The following is a 17,241-nucleotide window of genomic DNA, read 5'->3' as shown; positions in this document are numbered from 1 at the left end:
TTCAATGAAATATTTGGGTCTATCGATAGAACCGTAGGAGCCGGCTTGCTGGTAAAGACCGACAAGCCTGCGCCTACGTAAGGCGTATCAGGCGCCGTGGCACTTCTTGAACTTCTTGGCGCTGCCGCATGGGCATGGGTCGTTGCGGCCCACATCCTTCAGGGCATTGCGCACGGGTTCCTGGTGGGCATGGCCGCAGTTCGGGCCGTGGACATGACCATGGTCGTGATCGTGATGATCGTGATCGTGGTTGCAGTCAGGACCATGGACATGGGGTTGCTGAGTCATTGGTGTCGCTCCGGAATAAAATCGCCGGGGATTATCTCGTCATTGCGCATCACGTGCACGTCGTTACCGATGAATAATCCGGTTTTCAGTTCACCTTCCAGGCGATAGGGGATGGGCCGGTCCGGGTTTTTCAACAGGTCGGCGATTTCCCGCACCTGCGGCCACAGGTTGGTGCGCACCGTGACTTTGAAAAATCCCCGGCCATGGGGCGCAATTGTCAGCCATTCGTTGGACTCGCCTTCGGTCAGTTCCACATCGGCCAGGCTGATCTTGTAGATCAGGCCGCGCACGGTCAGGTCCGAGTCGCCGCGGTTATCCACACGAAAGTGCAGCTTGAATTTCTGTTCCAGCAACTTGGCGCGCACCAACTCCACCTTGACCAGGTGGATCTGCGGTGGCGGCGTGTCATCGGCGAACCAGGACGTGCATCCCGAGAGCCCAACGGTCAGCATCAACAAATAGCTATAGCTTCGTAATCGGCTGACCATGACGCATTCCTTTGTAGGAGCCGGCTTGCCGGCGATGGTCGTCAACGATGACGAGGGCAGTCTGGGTAAATGCGGTGCGCTTGCCTTCTTTGCGAGCAAGCTTGCTCCTACAAAGAAGCGGACTCTTACAGGTAGCCGGAACAGCACTTCTTGAACTTCTGCCCGCTGCCGCACAGGCAGGCATCATTGCGTCCCACCTTCACCTCCACGGTAGGGTCAATAAAGTACCAGTGCCCATCGTTCTGTACGAAAGACGACTGTTCCCGGTGGCTATGTTCGCCGGTGCTGTCATGCCAGCGCGCGGTAAAGGTGACGAAGGCATGTTCCGGCTGCCCACCAAACACCTCGGAACTTTCGACCTCCAGGCCCAGCCAGGTGCTTTGCGCGCTCCAGGCTCCGATAGCCTCACGATCCAGGCCGCTGCGTTGTGCCGGCAGCGTAGTCGCCACCAGGTAATCCACCAACCCCAGCACATAGGCGCTGTAGCGTGAGCGCATCAACGCCGTGGCGCAGGGTGCGGGGTGGCCAGAGTGATAATGGCCGCAGCAGGCATCCAGCAGGTTGCCGCTGCCGCAAGGGCAAATGGAGGTGCTCATGGTTACCACCAGTACTTTCCAAAATTTTCCGGGTTGGCCCAGAACCGGGCGTTCAGCCAGTCCGGTACCTGTTTGTATTCAAGCAGATCGTAGGTAAACAGCGTCAGTACCTGATTGTCGCGGCAAAAGTGCTCGCTGGTCTGCAGGGCCAGGGAGAAAAAATCAGTGTCTTTCCAGCCGCAGGCCGCCAGGTCGGCGAGGACGGCTATACGGCTGGCATTGAGGTTGCGCACGCCGCCCAGTAGTTCCAGCCCTGCACGTTTTGACAGGTGCTCCAGGCAGTTGACCACCAGGGCCAGGTCAAATCTCTGGGCCGCCAGGTCGGCAGGCAACGGCCCCGGCCCTGCGACGCAGACCACGGTGTCCGGGTGGGCCAGCTTGAACGCATCCAGTGCAGGGAAGTGGCCGGCACCCAATACCAGCAGGCGTTTGGGGGCTTGGCGATCAAGCAGGGCAGCGAGTGATTGCTGCGGCGTACGGGAAGAATTACCGGCGGTCATCGAAGATCCTCACATCAGAACCGTGAAGACTAGCCTGCTTGAGCGCGCGGGCCTAGAGCGGGCGGCGGCCTGTCGGCTGGAAAAAGCAGCGTGGGCCAATGAATACGGGGGTGTGGCGCGCTGGCGCGGATGAAAAGAGCGGTCTTTACTCCACCCATCGGCTTGCGGCCGATCCCCTCAGGAGAAATCAAATGAGCATCATGCGGACAGCTCTACCCTTGGTTCTGCTAACCGGAGTATTGACAGGTTGCGCAGGCTTGCAAAAAACCGATTGGCCCACCTGTGCAGCCCTCGGCGGCGTAACCGGTGCCGCGCTGGGCGCCACCGAAAGTTCGTCATGGGCCGGCGGTGGTGCGTTGTTGATCGGCGGCATGGCCGGCGCCTATTGCTGGGTCCATGGCGACGGTGATGAGGATGGCGACGGTGTGCCCGACAGCCGCGACCAATGCCCGGGCACCCCCAAAGGCGTGCAGGTCGATGCCAATGGCTGCCCGCCAGTACCCGAGGCGGTAGTCGTCGAAGAAGTGGTGGTGGTCAAGGAAGAGACCATCGTGATTCGTGACGTGCACTTTGAGTTCGACTCGGCCCGGCTGACGGCGGCTGATAAAACCAAGCTCGACACCGTCGCCGCACGCCTGAAACAGGAGGCGCCGAGTGCTCAACTGCGGGTCAGCGGGCATACCGACAGCGTCGGTAAAGATGCGTACAACCAGAAGCTCTCGGAAAAACGCGCCCATTCGGTGACCGACTACCTGGTCAGCTCCGGGGTGCCCCGCAGCAACTTTGTGTCGGTGACAGGTGCTGGTGAAACCCACCCGGTGGCGGACAACAAAACCGCCGACGGCCGTGCCCTGAACCGCCGCGTGGAAATCCAGATCAACCGCTAGCGCGCTGCACACCTGCCCCTGGGTGGCTCCAGGGGCATTTCTGACGGAAGCTTCAGACAATCCTCGGCGATCTGGTCGCCAAATCGCAGCTATCTCAAGTTTTTTTATCCTTCACTGGCAAATCGCCTGTAGAACTCGTTACTGTGCGCCCAAAGAATAATGTGCAAGGGGGCGTAGGGCATGAAGCTGTTGTTGCGATTGGGGAAGTTGCTGGCGATGCTGTTCTGGGTCGTTGTGCTGGTCAATCTGTTCAAACCGCTGACCAATCCATTTCATCTGCTGGTCAACCTGGTCGGTATCCTGTTGTTGCTGACCCATCTTCTGGAGTTGGTGTTATTCAACGCCAGCGTCAAACATCGTGCCCACCCTTGGCGTGACCGCCTGCTGATCCTGTTGCTGGGGATGTTCCATATAAAGAGCCTGCCTGCACCTACGGCTGATCAAGACAACAAGGATGGCAATCATGCGTAACGTTTTTCTCCTGGCCCTGCTGGTCAGCCCCATTGCCTTGGCCGATAGCGTCAGCGTCGAGACCAACTCGTTGCTGCGCTTGCCCAACAGCACCAGCGTGCTGCAGTTGGAACGCCTGGAAGTGGCCGACTATGGCACCTTGTTGATTCCGGCGAATATCACCCAGGTCACCGTCGACGAACTGCACCTGGGCCGCGACGCGCGGATCGCCATCGTGCCCAGCGCCTCGGCCCTGCAATTGCAGGTACGGCATGCGCAGTTGGAGCATGGCAGCCAGATCACCTCCCGGGGGGCACCCGGCACCCATGAAAAGCCGGCCAAGCCGGGGCGTGACCTGACGTTGCGGATCAATGCATTGAATGCGCAGCTATTGTCTGTCGATGCCCGGGGTGGCACCGGCGCCCAAGGTTATAGCGGCCTGGATGGCGCCAATGGCGAAGACCCAGGGTGCACCTGGGGTTCGGCCGGGCGTGGCGCCAATGGCGACAACGGCGGCGACGGGCTGCCAGGTGCTGCGGGTGCGACAGTGCGCATCGAATTGCCACAGGATTATCCGAGCGAGCAGATAAAGGTCTGGGTCGACGGCGGTGCTGGCGGCTTGCCGGGTGTTGCCGGCAAACCGGGCAAGGGCGGGCAGTCCAAGGGGTGCCTGGTGTACCGCGCTGATGGCGGCGAGAAAGGCCGGCCGGGGTTGGAAGGGCAGGCAGGGCCTTCCGGACCTGCCGGCACGGTGACCATCCAACGGCTTTGAGTTATAGGCACTGGCCCCATCGCGGGCAAGCCCGCTCCCACACTTGATTTGCGAACCGATTCAAATGTGGGAGCGGGCTTGCCCGCGATGAGGCCCTGAAGAACACCCTCAGAACATCGGCCGAGCGGAGGCAACCGCCACCACCACCAATCCCACAATCAGATTGATCCCTACCAACTTTCGGATTTTTCCCAGCGCCTGCGCGCCCGTCGCCCAGTCTTCGGCCGCCACAGCCGTGCGCAGTTCAGGCAGTTGCAACGCCTGGATGCGGATAAACAGCGCCGTCATCACTACATACAGCCCCATCATCACCTGCACATAACGCGGTGCGGTTTCAAACCCGTTGAAGCGCAGTTGCAATAGGCCGACGCCACTGATCGGCAAGATCAGCACCGCCACCCAGACCCACACGAAAAAACGCGGAAACACATTCGTCCACAGTTTCAGCCGCGCCGGCCCTTCAAGCGCCGCCACAGCGGCCGGGCGCAGGATCATCCAGGCGAAAAACATACCACCGACCCATACCAGGGCGGCCAATACATGCAGGGTGTAGGCAAGGCTAAAGACGGTCATTGAGGTACTCCGTTCTGCGCGGGATTAATTAGCGGGGTATGATAGCGGCCGATCCGAACCACTGAAAATTTATCCAGCGTTTTTTGCGCCCGACTATCCATGATCAGCACTGAACTCAAAACCACGATCCAGGGCGCCTACTCGCGTTTTCTCGAAGCCAAGAGCTTGAAACCGCGTTACGGCCAGCGCCTGATGATCGCCGAAGTAGCCAAGGTCCTCGGGGATATCGACACCGACGACGAAGGCCGGCGCAGTGGCGACCCCGCGGTCGTGGCCGTCGAGGCCGGCACCGGTACCGGCAAGACCGTAGCCTACAGCCTGGCGGCGATTCCTACTGCCAAGGCCGCCGGCAAGCGCCTGGTGATTGCCACCGCCACCGTGGCCCTGCAGGAGCAGATCGTCTACAAAGACCTGCCCGACCTGATGCGCAACAGCGGCCTGAGCTTCACCTTTGCCCTGGCCAAGGGCCGTGGCCGTTACATGTGCCTGTCCAAACTGGACGTGCTGCTCCAGGAAGGCCACGCGCAAACCGCCACGGCCTCGCTGTTCGAAGAAGAAGGCTTCAAGATCGAAGTCGATGAGGCCAGCCAGAAGCTGTTTACCAGCATGATCGAGAAGCTGGCCGGCAATAAGTGGGATGGTGACCGCGACAGTTGGCCCAATGCCCTGGAAGACGCCGACTGGGCGCGCCTGACCACCGATCATAGCCAGTGCACCAACCGTCACTGCCCCAATTTCGGCCAGTGCGCCTTCTACAAGGCCCGCGAAGGCATGGGCAAGGTTGACGTGATTGTCACCAACCACGACATGGTCCTCGCCGACCTGGCCCTGGGGGGCGGGGCGGTGCTGCCTGACCCGCGTGACACGCTGTACGTGTTCGACGAAGGCCACCACTTACCGGACAAGGCCATCGGCCACTTCGCCCACTACACGCGCCTGCGGTCCACTGCCGACTGGCTGGAAACCACCGCCAAGAACCTCACCAAGCTGCTGGCCCAGCATCCGCTGCCCGGTGACCTGGGCAAGCTGATCGAACAGGTGCCGGAGCTGGCGCGGGAGATCAAGACCCAGCAACAGTTCATGTTCAGCGCCTGCGAGCAGGTGGCGGACTTCAAGCCCGGCGAAGACGTCGAAGGTCGCGAACGGCCCCGCCATCGCTTTGTCGGCGGGCTGATCCCCGAGCACATGCGCGAAATGGGCGTCGAACTGAAGAAGGGCTTCTCACGCCTGACCGACCTGTTCACCCGCCTCACCGACTTGCTCAAGGAAGGCATGGACGGCGAGGTCAATATCGGCATTGCCAGCAACCAGGCCGAAGAGTGGTACCCGCTGTTTGGCAGCCTGCTGTCCCGTGCCCAGGGCAACTGGGAGTTGTGGACCGCCTTTACCGTCGAAGACCCGGAAGACAATCCGCCCATGGCCCGCTGGCTGACGCTGTCGGAAAGCGGCGCGTTGTTCGATATCGAAGTCAACGCCAGCCCGATCCTCGCGGCGGAGATGCTGCGGCGCAACCTGTGGAACGTAGCCTACGGCGCCCTTGTGACCTCGGCCACCCTGACCGCCCTCGGTACCTTCGAACGCTTTCGCATGCGTGCCGGCCTGCCGAAAAAGGCGGTTACCGCCGTGGTGCCCAGCCCGTTCCACCACGCCGACGCCGGTGTGCTGCGGGTGCCGGACCTCAAGGCCGACCCACGGGATGCGCCGGCCCACACCGCAGCAATCATTCGTGACCTGCCATCGCTGGTGGAAGGTTCCAAAGGCACGCTGGTGCTGTTCTCGTCACGCAAACAGATGCAAGACGTGTTCGACGGCCTCGACCGCGACTGGCGCAAACAGGTATTCATCCAGGGCAACCTGTCGAAACAGGAAACCCTGAACAAGCACAAGGCGCGGGTCGATGGTGGGGATTCCAGTGTGCTGTTCGGCCTGGCGAGCTTTGCCGAAGGTGTCGACTTGCCCGGGGCTTACTGCGAACACGTGGTGATCGCGAAGATCCCGTTCTCGGTGCCTGACGATCCGGTCGAGGCCGCGCTGGCCGAATGGATCGAAGCCCGGGGCGGTAATCCGTTCATGGAGATCTCCGTGCCGGATGCCTCGTTGAAGCTGGTCCAGGCCTGTGGCCGCTTGCTGCGTACTGAAGAGGACCGTGGCACCATCACCTTGCTCGACCGCCGATTGGTCACGCAACGCTATGGCAAGGCTATCCTGAATGCCTTGCCGCCTTTCCGGCGCGAAATTTCTTAAGCCACAGTGGGCGAATTCGCCCACTTCGTGGTCTATCTCGTTTATGTCATCAGGCCATTCACCGGCCGATTGGGAGAACCTTGTTCGTATGATTCGCACGCTGCCCGCTCTTTTTGCCCTGCTGTTCGCCACGCCATTGCTGGCCGCGCCGGCTGGGCAACAGACGCTGTTCAACTTTGTCCGGCCGGCCGATGTGGTCAAGGTGGCGACCCAGGACGCCAGCCTGCCGCAATACAACGCTGAACAGACCCCGGAAGGCGAAGTGCTGCGCCGCATCACCTTCAACCCGGCGGCGGAGCCAAGCCTGGTGCTCAGCCCGCAGAGCGGCGTGTGGGACTGGTCGCAATCGAGTGCCATGAGCCTGCGCATCCAGAGTGCGATGGATTGGGCACTGACGTTGTACGTCAAGGTACAGAGCAGCGACGGCAAGACCCTGGTCAGCCGTATCGATTTACCGGCGGGGCCTGCGCAAACCCTGCTGGTGCCCCTGCTGGCCAACTCGCCCTTGAGCCTGGGCATGAAGGCCGGACCGCCGATGCCCATCACTGTGGACGGCCAGCGCGTCATGCTCGCTGGCAGTGCTGGCGAAATCGATCGCAGCCAGGTGGTCTCGGTCACTCTGTCGATGATCAAGCCGGCAGCGCCGCAAAGCATCCTGCTGGAGCGCTTTGGCGTGCAGGACAGTGAACCGGTGCTCAAGGCTGCCTACAGTGAGCTGGTGGATGCCTATGGGCAGTCCAACCGCGCGCGCTGGACAGAAAAAGTCAGCAGCGACGAGCAGTTGAAAGCCGCTGCCGCCAAGGAGCAGCAACAACTCAAGGGCTGGCTCGCAGAGCGCGACAAGAGCGCCCTGGACAAGTTTGGCGGCAGCACCAAGGGCCCGGCCTTTGAAGCCAGCGGCTTCTTCCGCACCGAAAAGCGCGACGGGCGCTGGTACCTGGTGACACCGCTGGGGCATCCGTTCTACTCCCTGGGCGTCAACACCGTGAGCCCGGACAATAGCCAGACTTATGTTGCGGGACGCGAATGGATGTTTGGCGCACTGCCCAAGGCGGGCGAGCCCTTCGACAAGTATTACGGCAGCGGTGACAACCGTGGCGGCAATGGCGCCGATGCAGGGCGCGGGTTCAATGTGGGGCGCTGGTACAACTTCTACGGTGCCAACCTGCAACGCACCTACGGCCAGGCGTGCGACCCGGCGGCCGAGGCGCAGCCCTGCACGGCCCCAGGCTTTGACCAGGCCCGCTGGACCGGCCACACCCTGGACCGCCTGCAAGCCTGGGGTTTCAACACGATCGGCAACTGGAGCACCCCGCACTTGGGTGACGCTCGTCGCGTGCCTTACACCTTGCCTCTGTCGATCATTGGCGACTACACCAGTATCAGCACCGGTATCGACTGGTGGGGTGGCATGCCCGATCCGTTCGACCCGCGCTTTGCCATGGCCACTGAGCGGGCCGTGGCGATCGCCACCCGCGACCATCGCGACGACCCCTGGTTGATTGGCTTCTTTGCCGATAACGAACTGGCATGGGCCGGTCCCGGCGATGATGCGAAATCCCGCTACGCCCTGGCCTACGGCACTCTGCGCATGACTACGGATGTGCCGGCCAAGCGCGCGTTCCTCAAGCAACTGCGCGACAAGTACCGTAACGAAGATGGCCTTTCCAAAGCCTGGGGTATCCAGCTGGCTGGCTGGGAGTTGATGGAAGATCCAGGCTTCGAGCCGCCGGTTCCCAACGCCGAGCATCCGGAAATCGAGGCTGATTTCCAATACTTCCAGAAGACCTTCGCCGACGCCTACTTCAAGACCATCTCCGATGCGCTTAAATGGCATGCGCCCAACCAGTTGCTGCTGGGTGGCCGCTATGCGGTCAGCACCCCGGAGGCGGTGGCGTCCTGCGCCCAGTATTGCGATGTGTTGAGCTTCAACATGTACACCCTCAAGCCCCAGGACGGTTACGACTTTGCGGCGCTGCGCGCACTGGACAAGCCGGTGCTGATCAGCGAGTTCAACTTCGGCTCGGCCGACCGTGGCCCGTTCTGGGGTGGGGTCACGCAATTGGCCCGGGAGGAGGCGCGCGCCCCGGCTTATGCGACCTTCCTCAAGCAGGCCATGGCCGAGCCGTCGATTGTCGGCGTGCACTGGTTCCAGTACCTCGACCAGCCAGTGACCGGGCGTTTACTGGACGGTGAAAACGGTCACTTCGGTCTGGTGGGGATCACCGATGTGCCGTTCCAGGGCTTTGTCGACAGTGTGCGTAAAAGCAACCTGGCGGCGATCCAGCAGTTGGCCCAGGAAGCCGAAAAAGCCAAGGCTGCAACGGGTTCCCAAACCCAGTAATGACTGGAACAATGGGCGCCACTTAACGTAGGTCTTTTCCGGGGGGATTCAGGTGCAGATTCAGGGTCATTACGAACTTCAATTCGAAGCAGTGCGTGAAGCCTTCGCTGCATTGTTTGACGACCCTCAGGAGCGCGGCGCTGCGCTGTGTGTGCAGATTGGCGGCGAAACCGTCGTCGATCTGTGGGCCGGTACCGCCGACAAGGACGGTGCCGAGGCCTGGCACAGCGACACCATCGCCAACCTGTTCTCCTGCACCAAGACCTTTACCGCTGTCACGGCCTTGCAACTGGTTGCCGAAGGCAAATTGCAACTGGACGTCCCCGTGGCCAACTACTGGCCTGAATTCGCGGCGGCGGGCAAGGAAAGCATCACCTTGCGCCAACTGCTGTGCCATAAGGCCGGGTTGCCAGCGTTGCGTGAGACGTTGCCCGCCGAAGCCCTGTATGACTGGCCGTTGATGACGGCGGCCCTGGCCGCCGAGGCTTCCTGGTGGACCCCCGGGGAAGGCCATGGCTACGCCGCCATCACCTATGGCTGGCTGGTTGGGGAACTGCTGCGCCGCGCCGATGGGCGTGGGCCGGGGGAGTCGATCGTGGCCCGGGTTGCCCGCCCGTTGGGCTTGGACTTTCACGTCGGGCTGGCGGACGAAGAGTTTTATCGTGTCGCGCACATTGCCAGGGGCAAAGGCAATATGGGGGATGAGGCGGCCCAGCGGCTATTGCAGGTCACCCTGCGTGAGCCCGAGGCAATGAGCACCCGGGCGTTTACCAATCCGCCTTCTATACTAACCAGCACTAACAAACCCGAGTGGCGTCGTATGCAGCAGCCTGCGGCAAATGGGCATGGCAATGCGCGCAGTTTGGCCGGGTTTTATAGTGGTTTGTTGGACGGAAGTTTGTTGGAAGCCGATATGCTTGAACAGCTGACCCGCGAGCACAGTATCGGGCCGGATAAAACCTTATTGACGCAAACCCGCTTTGGCCTGGGTTGCATGTTGGACCAGCCGGATGTGCCCAATGCCACGTTCGGCCTTGGCCCGCGTGCATTTGGGCATCCTGGGGCGGGTGGTTCCGTGGGCTTTGCTGACCCGGAACATGATGTAGCATTTGGTTTCGTGACCAATACTCTAGGTCCGTATGTACTTATGGACCCACGCGCGCAAAAGTTGGTAAGAATATTGGCCGGTTGTCTGTAAATAGCTTGCCGTCCGGCGTTTTTTTGTTAAAAAGGCACCTACAAAAGGCGCTTGAAAAGTATTGTTACTTTAAACTTCGTGAAGCGTCTGTTTAACGGGTCATCCAGACCCCTGTGTTTTCTCATTTTGTGGATATCTCATGTTATCGAACAAGTCCTTGGCACTGGCGCTCTGCCTAACTATTACTGGCTGTGCACAAACTCCACAAAATGATGCGTCTGGCGAGCATTGGTGGTCATTCGGGTTCGACAAGTCGGCGACCAAGGACGTTACTGCCAAAGCCGATGCCAAGGCGGCTGACGCCAAGGCCGATCTTAAGGCCGACCTGCAGGCGGCAACGCCGGCTCCATCTGCGGCCCCGGTAGTCGCCAAGACTGAAACCGACACCAAATGGTGGTGGCCGTTTGAAAGCAAGCCAAAACCCCTAAGCAAAGTCGATGTGACCAACATCCCGATGCCAGACCCGAAAATCACCCAGGCCTGGCTGGACGACTACGAGCCGCGCCTGCGCGCCGCGATCAAGGACAGCAACCTGCAACTGGAGCGTCGCGACAATGTTCTGGTGGTGATAGCCCCGGTCGATGGCTCCTACAACCCGAAACGCCCGGCGATGTTGCTGCCAGTGACCTTGGGTCCGTTCACCCGTGTGGCCAAAGCCGTTGAAAGCGATCCAAAGACCGCCGTGCTGGTGCTTGGTCATATCGACACCGTGCAAAACCAGCCCCTGACCAAAGAGCGTGCCCAGTCCATCGCGTCGATCTTCAGCCTCAGTGGCTTGAAGCAGGACCGCTTGATGTTGCGTGGCATGGGTGACCTGATGCCTCGCGCTGCCAACGACAGCACCCAGGGCCGTGCCCTGAACCGTCGCATGGAAATCATGTTCACCCAGCGCACTACCATGCTGGCACTGCTGAGCAAGTACAACTCGCCAAACCCGCCGAAGCCAGAAATGGTTGCGGTACAGGACGTGGTTGCCCCAGCGCCGGTCGCCAAGAAAGCGGTTGCCGCCAAGAAAGCACCTGCCAAGAAGGCCGCCGCCAAGCCAGCGGCGAAAAAAGCGGCCGCCAAGCCAGCAGCCAAAAAGCCAGCTGCTGCCAAGGCTGCAACGCCAGCGAAAAAAGTAGCTGCAAACGACCAGGCGAAAAACTGAGCAGTTGAGCATGAAGGATAAAGCCGCATGACCCAGGCACTGGCTGATATGCGCCGTGACTACACACGGGACGGTTTGAGCGAGGCCCAGGCCCCGGCCGAGCCGTTTGCCTTGTTCCACCAGTGGTTCAACGACGCGGTCAAGACCGAGCAACCGCCGGTCGAGGCCAATGCCATGACCCTGGCGACCGTCGACCAGGAGGGCCGGCCTCACTGCCGCGTCCTGCTGCTCAAGGGGCTGGATGCTCAGGGCTTTACCTTCTTCACCAACTACCAGAGCGCCAAGGGCCAGCAAATGGCAGCCCGCCCGTTTGCTGCCATGACCTTCTTCTGGCCGACCCTGGAGCGCCAGGTGCGTATCGAGGGTCGGGTGGTCAAGGTCACGCCCGAGGAGTCGGACGCCTACTATCAAGTACGCCCACTGGGCAGCCGTATCGGCGCCTGGGCTTCCCCGCAAAGCCAGGTGATCCGCGATCGCCAGCAGTTGCAGGACCTGCTCACGCTGACCGAACAGCGTTTCAGCGAGACCCAGCCGGATTGTCCGGAACACTGGGGTGGTTATCGCCTGCTGCCGGAGCGCATCGAGTTCTGGCAGGGCAGGGCAAGTCGCCTGCATGATCGCTTGAACTATCGTTTGCAGGGTGCCGACTGGACACGCGAGCGATTGGCACCCTGAAAACGTCATACTTGTAGGAGCCGGCTAGCCGACTCCTACAGCCTCTACTTGACCTCATATTGCCGTGCTGCGTCCTGCAGCCACTGTGGCAAGTCCTTCCGCTTGACCTTCTCAGCCTTGGCGCGGTCCAACTGTTGCAGCATAAAGTTGCGCTTGTGCTGATCGTCTCCTGCCAGTGACAGCGCCAGGTCGCGGTCTACCCAGCGCTTGATCCGCCGGTACAGCCACCAATGGAAATACAGGCCGGCTGCGGTGGTAGCTACAATGATGAAGTAGTCCATGAAATTCCTTGTCTGGGTGCAGGTGCTACCGTTTGTCTGTTTTTGCGGTACAGCCTGTCTGTACTGGGGCTGAATGAAAGCAATTTTCTCCGGGCCGTGCCGTGACAGGCGTCAAGCAGCGGAGTCTAATAAAGATATGTCCTTTGGAGTTGATGCTATGCGTAAGTCTGTTCTGCTGGTTGCCTGCTTTACCACCATGTCGTTGCTGCTGGGTGGCTGCGCCTCCAGTTTGACCGGCGACTCGTATTCCCGTGACGAAGCCCGTCGCGTGCAGAGCGTGCGCATGGGCACCATTGAATCCCTGCGTCCGGTCAAGATCGAAGGCACCAAGACCCCAATCGGCGGCGCAGCAGGCGCAGTCATCGGCGGTGTTGGTGGTAGCGCCATCGGCGGCGGTCGCGGCAGCATCGTCACCGCCGTTATCGGTGCCGTGGCGGGCGGCCTGCTGGGCTCGGCCACCGAAGAAGGCCTGACCCGCACCCAGGGCGTTGAAATCACCGTGCGCGAAGACGACGGCAGCATGCGCGCCTACGTCCAGGCCGTGCAGGAAAACGAGATTTTCCGCATCGGCGACCGCGTGCGCATCATGACCGTAGACGGGACCAGCCGCGTTACCCGCTAAGCGTCATACAGTAAAAGAAAAACCCCGACCGGGTGACTGGTCGGGGTTTTTTTAGTTCGGCTACGGATTTTCTTAATATGATTTTTAATTTCGGGCGGGCGCGTTAAACGTTGCAGGTAAGTTGGAAGTGATGAATAGAGTCATTTATCACTCTGCCGGCTAAGGTTTCTATAGCCGTCAGTTGAGCGGGGGTCAGGTTGTAGCCCTCCCAGCCGTGTTGCTCTTCGGACCATTGCATTATGGTTTTCAACTTGTCCTCGCACCCATGAGGTAGCTCGATTACAAACACTTGGAGGTCAGTAACCTTATCGAAGGCTTCAATCAGATATCTCATGGTGCGACTCTTTTTTCTTTTTTTGGATTTTCGTGGAGATGGATTTGATTATTAACGGCTCTAGCTCACCTCCAAGTTTACTGCCGGGATATGTTGTAACCATCGACGGGCTCCATCTTTTTACTGGTTAAAGGGGCGCCGTGAAGGAAAAACTCTCAGATTGAGTGACGGGTTGGAGGGAGCGATCAGGTGAATATTTCGATGTCATCTCGCGCGCTACTTATCACGCCGCTCAGTGATGGGTGTTTTTGCCCAGCCTGGTGCATTGCCGCAGACACCTTAGCGGTGTCCAATGTTCTGAATCGACGCGCTATATGACCTACAGCGACTATGGCAGCTGAGGCAATCGCTTGGTTGTCATGACTTATATGTTCTAAGCAGGTCTCCTGAGCCCAGGCGCTATTTTTTTCATTAAGCCCGATAGAAATCAGTGCAGTTGCTACCTTTCGTTCGTCTCCAGCGGCAAGACTACTTACTGCTTCCTCATGGCTCATATCCGGGTCGTGATAGTGGATGTTCATTTTTCTGCTCCGAGAGTTTTTCCTTTGCGGTTGGTTTTACCCGCTTTTATCAGCGCATTTTTCATGTCTTGATGAAGCTCTTCCCAAGACCTCACATGGCCGTGGTAAAGCTCATCTGTGGTGCGATCTATCTTTGTCTGTGGGTCGATACCTACTAGGCGTGCGACCAGGCCCAGCACCGCATGTTCGCCATAGTCTGCGAGGCGCTCCAGGGGAATGTAACCAGACGGGTTGTTGTAGCTGATGATGGCGTCCGGCAAGTTGCAGGACTTGGCGAAAACGCACCCGACGACAGGAGCCAGGGTCGGTTCTGACGTAGGCTGAAGCTTTGCTTCGTAGGCCTGCTGGCGTGCGAGCATTGCGTTGTAGGGTTGCTGGAGCGCCTCGCGGGCCGCCAGTTCGCGCTCGTTCATAGGTTCCAGGCGGCGATAGCCACCGGTGCCGGTCCCGTAGGAGCGCCAGACCTGCGGTCTGTCTTGGTTGTTGGCCATCATGCCCTCCTGGCGAGTTACACCGCGACATCCGTTCTTGAAGTCGGATGTGCGACGTTATGGGAGGAGCACGAGAAAAAATGTAGGAAGGTGCTGTAAGCGAGGGGAGAAGAGGCTTAAAGAATGAGGGGGCAGGAAAGCCTGCCCCCTCGTTACGCGTTACGCGTTGACCGTCACCTGCTTGCGACTGGCCATCGCCGTCACTGCATAACCAATCAATGCAGCAAGGATCGAACCGGTGAGAATGCCCATCCGGTCCATCCCGGCGTATTCGCTACTGCCTGGTACGAACGCCAGCGAACCGACAAACAGGCTCATGGTGAAGCCGATACCACACAGGATGGCCACGCCCATGACTTGGCCCCAATTGGCGCCAGTCGGCAGGGCCGCAAGGCCGGTTTTCACCGCGAGCCAGGTCAGGCCAAACACACCGACGGTCTTGCCCACCAGCAGGCCTGCGGCGATACCCATAGGTACATGGTGGGTGAAACTTTCAAGGTTGACCCCGGCCAGGGACACACCAGCGTTGGCAAACGCGAACAGCGGCAGGATGCCGTACGCCACCCAGGGGTGCAGGGCGTGTTCCAGGCCCAGCAGGGGCGATGGCTCGGCGTTCTTGGTGCGCAGCGGAATGCAGAACGCCAGGGTGACGCCGGCCAGGGTTGCGTGCACACCACTCTTGAGTACGCAGACCCACAGGATCAGGCCGATGATCAGATAGGGCCCGAGCTTCACCACCCCCAGGCGGTTCATGGCTATCAGCGCGACAAGGCACGCGCCAGCGCCTGCCAGCGACGCGGTGGACAGGTCGCCGGAGTAGAAAATCGCGATGACAATGATGGCGCCCAAGTCATCAATGATCGCCAGGGTCATCAGGAACAGCTTCAGCGACACCGGGACACGCTTGCCCAGCAGTGCCAGCACGCCCAGGGCAAAGGCGATATCGGTGGCCATCGGGATGGCCCAGCCGCCCAGCGCCGCCGGGTTATCCTTGTTCAGCGCCCAGTAGATCAGCGCCGGCACCACCATGCCGCCGATAGCCGCTGCGCCTGGCAGTACGACCTGGGAGGGCTTGGACAGGTGGCCGTCGAGCAACTCGCGCTTGACCTCCAGGCCGATCAGCAGGAAGAACAGGGCCATCAGGCCGTCGTTGATCCATAGCAGTGAAGGCTTGGCGATTTGCAGGGCGCCGATCTGGACGGCGACGGGCACTTCAAGAAAGCTGTTATAGAACGAGGACAGCGGCGAATTGTTGATGATCAGGGCCAAGGCGGCCGCAGCGATCAGTAACAGACCACTGGCCGCTTCGAGCTGGAAGAAACGGGTAAACGTGCTACGCAGAGGCAAGGGATGCTCTCCAATCAAAGTTCAATAGGGGCGTACCCTAACCCGTACTGTTAGTTGTTAAAACAAAAGTTATATTCTTTTTTGTTATATAAAAGCGCTGTTGTATGGATTGCGTCAAAGCCTGGCAATTGTGTATCGAATTGAGTCATGACTGTATCTGTGTGCAGTGTAGGAAAGTCCTTAAGATCAAGCCTGAAAACTTAATGGAACCTGAGCATGAGCGACCACCGTCCGTGGGCCCGAGAGGCCATCCGCATTATTGAAGCGGACTTCCAGCGCAGCGCCGACACCCACCTGATCCCCCTACCGCTGCCGGGTTTGCCGGGGATCGAGTTGTATTTCAAGGATGAGTCCAGCCACCCCACCGGGAGCCTCAAGCACCGGTTGGCCCGCTCTTTGTTCCTGTATGCCCTGTGCAACGGCTGGCTCAAGCCGGGCGCGCCGGTGATCGAAGCCTCCAGCGGCTCGACGGCGATTTCCGAGGCGTACTTCGCGCGCTTGTTGGGCCTGCCGTTCATTGCGGTGATGCCAGCCACCACCTCCCAGGAAAAGATTGCGCAGATCGCCTTTTACGGCGGCAAGAGCCATCTGGTGCAGGATCCCACGCAGATCTACGCCGAATCCGAGCGCCTGGCGCAGGAAAGCGGCGGGCACTTCATGGATCAGTTCACCTACGCCGAACGGGCCACCGACTGGCGGGCGAACAACAATATTGCCGAGTCGATCTTCCAGCAGTTGCGTTTCGAGCGGCATCCCGAGCCGAGCTGGCTGATTTCCAGCCCGGGTACCGGCGGTACCACCGCGACCCTCGGGCGTTATGTGCGTTATCGCCAGCATTGCACCCGGGTGTTATGCGCCGACGCCGAGCGTTCGGTGTTCTTCGAGTATTACCAGACCGGTGACGCCAGCCTGCGCCTGGACTGCGGTTCGCGGATCGAGGGCATTGGCCGGCCACGGGTAGAAGCGTCATTCCTGCCCAAGGTGATCGATGCGATGGTCAAGGTGCCGGATGCCTTGTCGTTAGCGGCCATGCATTACCTGGCGCAACGCTTGGGACGGCGGGTCGGGGGTTCCAGCGGTACCAATCTGATTGGCGCGTTGATTGCCGCGCAGCAGATGCAGGCGGCAGGAGAGTCGGGGTCTATCGTGGCGATTCTGTGTGATGGGGGCGAGCGTTATGCCACGACCTATTACGACGATGCGTGGCTGGTCGGGCAAGGGTATGAGTTGGAGGAGCTGATTGACGCTGTTGCAGCCAGTGTCGAGCGGGGCGAGCCGTTGCCGGACAGCATCCTGCGCGCCAATATCTAAAATTTCCTGTGTATGGAGACCGTTGTGGGAGCCGGGCTTGCCCGCGATGGCCGTAGGTATCTACACAACTCTCCAGTGGCGAGCGGGCTTGCCCCGCGCTGGGCTGCGAAGCAGCCCCAAAAAGCCCTCCGCGTTTCTTCAGATAAACCTCTGATGGCCGGGTTTAGGG

At 60.2% G+C, this 17,241-nt stretch carries 20 protein-coding genes; 10 read left to right on the top strand and 10 right to left on the bottom strand.

Annotated elements, in window-relative coordinates; all coding sequences use genetic code 11:
• Positions 1-87: 87 nt before the first annotated feature.
• The 4 genes from FIV38_RS27390 to FIV38_RS27375 all read right to left on the bottom strand — a co-directional run bounded on the left by FIV38_RS27390 (position 88) and on the right by FIV38_RS27375 (position 1,872).
• Complete coding sequence (locus tag FIV38_RS27390) at positions 88-288, bottom strand: SEC-C metal-binding domain-containing protein (RefSeq protein ID WP_026136698.1); 201 nt, start codon at positions 286-288, stop codon at positions 88-90.
• On the bottom strand, positions 285-776 hold the full coding sequence (locus tag FIV38_RS27385; RefSeq protein WP_092234048.1) for an LEA/WHy family protein: 492 nt from the start codon (positions 774-776) through the stop codon (positions 285-287). Before FIV38_RS27385 ends, FIV38_RS27390 begins: the two co-directional genes overlap by 4 nt.
• Positions 777-901: 125 nt before the next feature.
• The gene (locus FIV38_RS27380) at positions 902-1,372 is read right to left on the bottom strand and encodes a YchJ family protein (protein ID WP_092234051.1); all 471 of its coding nucleotides are present in this window, start codon (positions 1,370-1,372) and stop codon (positions 902-904) included.
• Positions 1,373-1,374: 2 nt separating this feature from the next.
• Positions 1,375-1,872, bottom strand: a complete 498-nt coding sequence (locus tag FIV38_RS27375; RefSeq protein ID WP_092234055.1) for a DUF6231 family protein — start codon at positions 1,870-1,872, stop codon at positions 1,375-1,377.
• A gap of 191 nt (positions 1,873-2,063) precedes the next feature.
• Between FIV38_RS27375 and FIV38_RS27370 the strand changes: the two genes are divergently transcribed.
• The 3 genes from FIV38_RS27370 (at position 2,064) to FIV38_RS27360 (ending at position 3,981) form a co-directional block, all read left to right on the top strand.
• Positions 2,064-2,759, top strand: coding sequence for a PA1041 family peptidoglycan-binding anchor lipoprotein (locus tag FIV38_RS27370; protein ID WP_029297159.1), 696 nt, complete (start codon positions 2,064-2,066; stop codon positions 2,757-2,759).
• 180 nt (positions 2,760-2,939) lie between these two features.
• Entirely contained in the window at positions 2,940-3,230 is a 291-nt protein-coding gene (locus tag FIV38_RS27365; RefSeq protein ID WP_092234058.1) for a DUF1145 domain-containing protein, read from the top strand.
• Positions 3,223-3,981, top strand: coding sequence for a collagen-like domain-containing protein (locus FIV38_RS27360; RefSeq protein ID WP_092234061.1), 759 nt, complete (start codon positions 3,223-3,225; stop codon positions 3,979-3,981). The genes FIV38_RS27365 and FIV38_RS27360 overlap by 8 nt, the downstream gene beginning before the upstream one ends.
• A 108-nt stretch (positions 3,982-4,089) precedes the next feature.
• Here FIV38_RS27360 and FIV38_RS27355 read toward each other — a convergent pair whose 3' ends face one another.
• Positions 4,090-4,554: a CopD family protein gene (locus tag FIV38_RS27355; RefSeq protein ID WP_029297153.1), complete on the bottom strand. Its 465-nt coding sequence runs from the start codon at positions 4,552-4,554 to the stop codon at positions 4,090-4,092.
• 99 nt (positions 4,555-4,653) lie between these two features.
• On the opposite strand from FIV38_RS27355, the gene dinG reads away from it, so the two are divergent.
• The 5 genes from dinG to pdxH all read left to right on the top strand — a co-directional run bounded on the left by dinG (position 4,654) and on the right by pdxH (position 12,165).
• Complete coding sequence (gene dinG / locus FIV38_RS27350) at positions 4,654-6,798, top strand: ATP-dependent DNA helicase DinG (RefSeq protein WP_029297151.1); 2,145 nt, start codon at positions 4,654-4,656, stop codon at positions 6,796-6,798.
• Between the two features lie 88 nt (positions 6,799-6,886).
• A complete protein-coding gene (locus FIV38_RS27345) occupies positions 6,887-9,142 on the top strand; it encodes a beta-galactosidase (protein ID WP_092234064.1) in 2,256 nt (751 codons plus the stop codon).
• Positions 9,143-9,194: 52 nt separating this feature from the next.
• Positions 9,195-10,340, top strand: coding sequence for a serine hydrolase domain-containing protein (locus FIV38_RS27340; protein ID WP_092234067.1), 1,146 nt, complete (start codon positions 9,195-9,197; stop codon positions 10,338-10,340).
• Positions 10,341-10,479: 139 nt separating this feature from the next.
• Positions 10,480-11,490, top strand: a complete 1,011-nt coding sequence (locus tag FIV38_RS27335) for an OmpA family protein (protein ID WP_070995760.1) — start codon at positions 10,480-10,482, stop codon at positions 11,488-11,490.
• Between the two features lie 27 nt (positions 11,491-11,517).
• On the top strand, positions 11,518-12,165 hold the full coding sequence (gene pdxH / locus FIV38_RS27330; protein WP_029297146.1) for a pyridoxamine 5'-phosphate oxidase: 648 nt from the start codon (positions 11,518-11,520) through the stop codon (positions 12,163-12,165).
• A 44-nt stretch (positions 12,166-12,209) separates the two neighbouring features.
• Here pdxH and FIV38_RS27325 read toward each other — a convergent pair whose 3' ends face one another.
• Entirely contained in the window at positions 12,210-12,446 is a 237-nt protein-coding gene (locus FIV38_RS27325; RefSeq protein ID WP_070995761.1) for a hypothetical protein, read from the bottom strand.
• A gap of 157 nt (positions 12,447-12,603) precedes the next feature.
• On the opposite strand from FIV38_RS27325, the gene FIV38_RS27320 reads away from it, so the two are divergent.
• Positions 12,604-13,068 (top strand): outer membrane lipoprotein, encoded by a 465-nt coding sequence (locus tag FIV38_RS27320; protein ID WP_029297142.1) that lies wholly within the window; start codon positions 12,604-12,606, stop codon positions 13,066-13,068.
• Positions 13,069-13,171: 103 nt separating this feature from the next.
• On the opposite strand, the gene FIV38_RS31055 is transcribed toward FIV38_RS27320, so the two are convergent.
• The 4 genes from FIV38_RS31055 to nhaA form a co-directional block, all read right to left on the bottom strand.
• A complete protein-coding gene (locus tag FIV38_RS31055; RefSeq protein ID WP_070995762.1) occupies positions 13,172-13,402 on the bottom strand; it encodes a DUF7683 domain-containing protein in 231 nt (76 codons plus the stop codon).
• Positions 13,403-13,587: 185 nt separating this feature from the next.
• Positions 13,588-13,923: a hypothetical protein gene (locus FIV38_RS27310; RefSeq protein WP_029297138.1), complete on the bottom strand. Its 336-nt coding sequence runs from the start codon at positions 13,921-13,923 to the stop codon at positions 13,588-13,590.
• Positions 13,920-14,414, bottom strand: coding sequence for a colicin E3 (locus FIV38_RS30580; RefSeq protein WP_235860987.1), 495 nt, complete (start codon positions 14,412-14,414; stop codon positions 13,920-13,922). The genes FIV38_RS27310 and FIV38_RS30580 overlap by 4 nt, the downstream gene beginning before the upstream one ends.
• A 159-nt stretch (positions 14,415-14,573) precedes the next feature.
• A complete protein-coding gene (gene nhaA, locus FIV38_RS27300) occupies positions 14,574-15,761 on the bottom strand; it encodes a Na+/H+ antiporter NhaA (protein ID WP_092234070.1) in 1,188 nt (395 codons plus the stop codon).
• Positions 15,762-15,977: 216 nt separating this feature from the next.
• On the opposite strand from nhaA, the gene FIV38_RS27295 reads away from it, so the two are divergent.
• Complete coding sequence (locus FIV38_RS27295; RefSeq protein ID WP_029297134.1) at positions 15,978-17,072, top strand: PLP-dependent cysteine synthase family protein; 1,095 nt, start codon at positions 15,978-15,980, stop codon at positions 17,070-17,072.
• The last annotated feature ends 169 nt before the right edge of the window (positions 17,073-17,241 follow it).

The sequence above is a fragment of the Pseudomonas proteolytica genome (assembly GCF_007858275.1).
Lineage (GTDB): Bacteria > Pseudomonadota > Gammaproteobacteria > Pseudomonadales > Pseudomonadaceae > Aquipseudomonas > Aquipseudomonas proteolytica.
The sequence above is the reverse complement of the archived record's forward strand: the minus strand, read 5'-3'. Positions and strand labels throughout refer to the sequence as shown.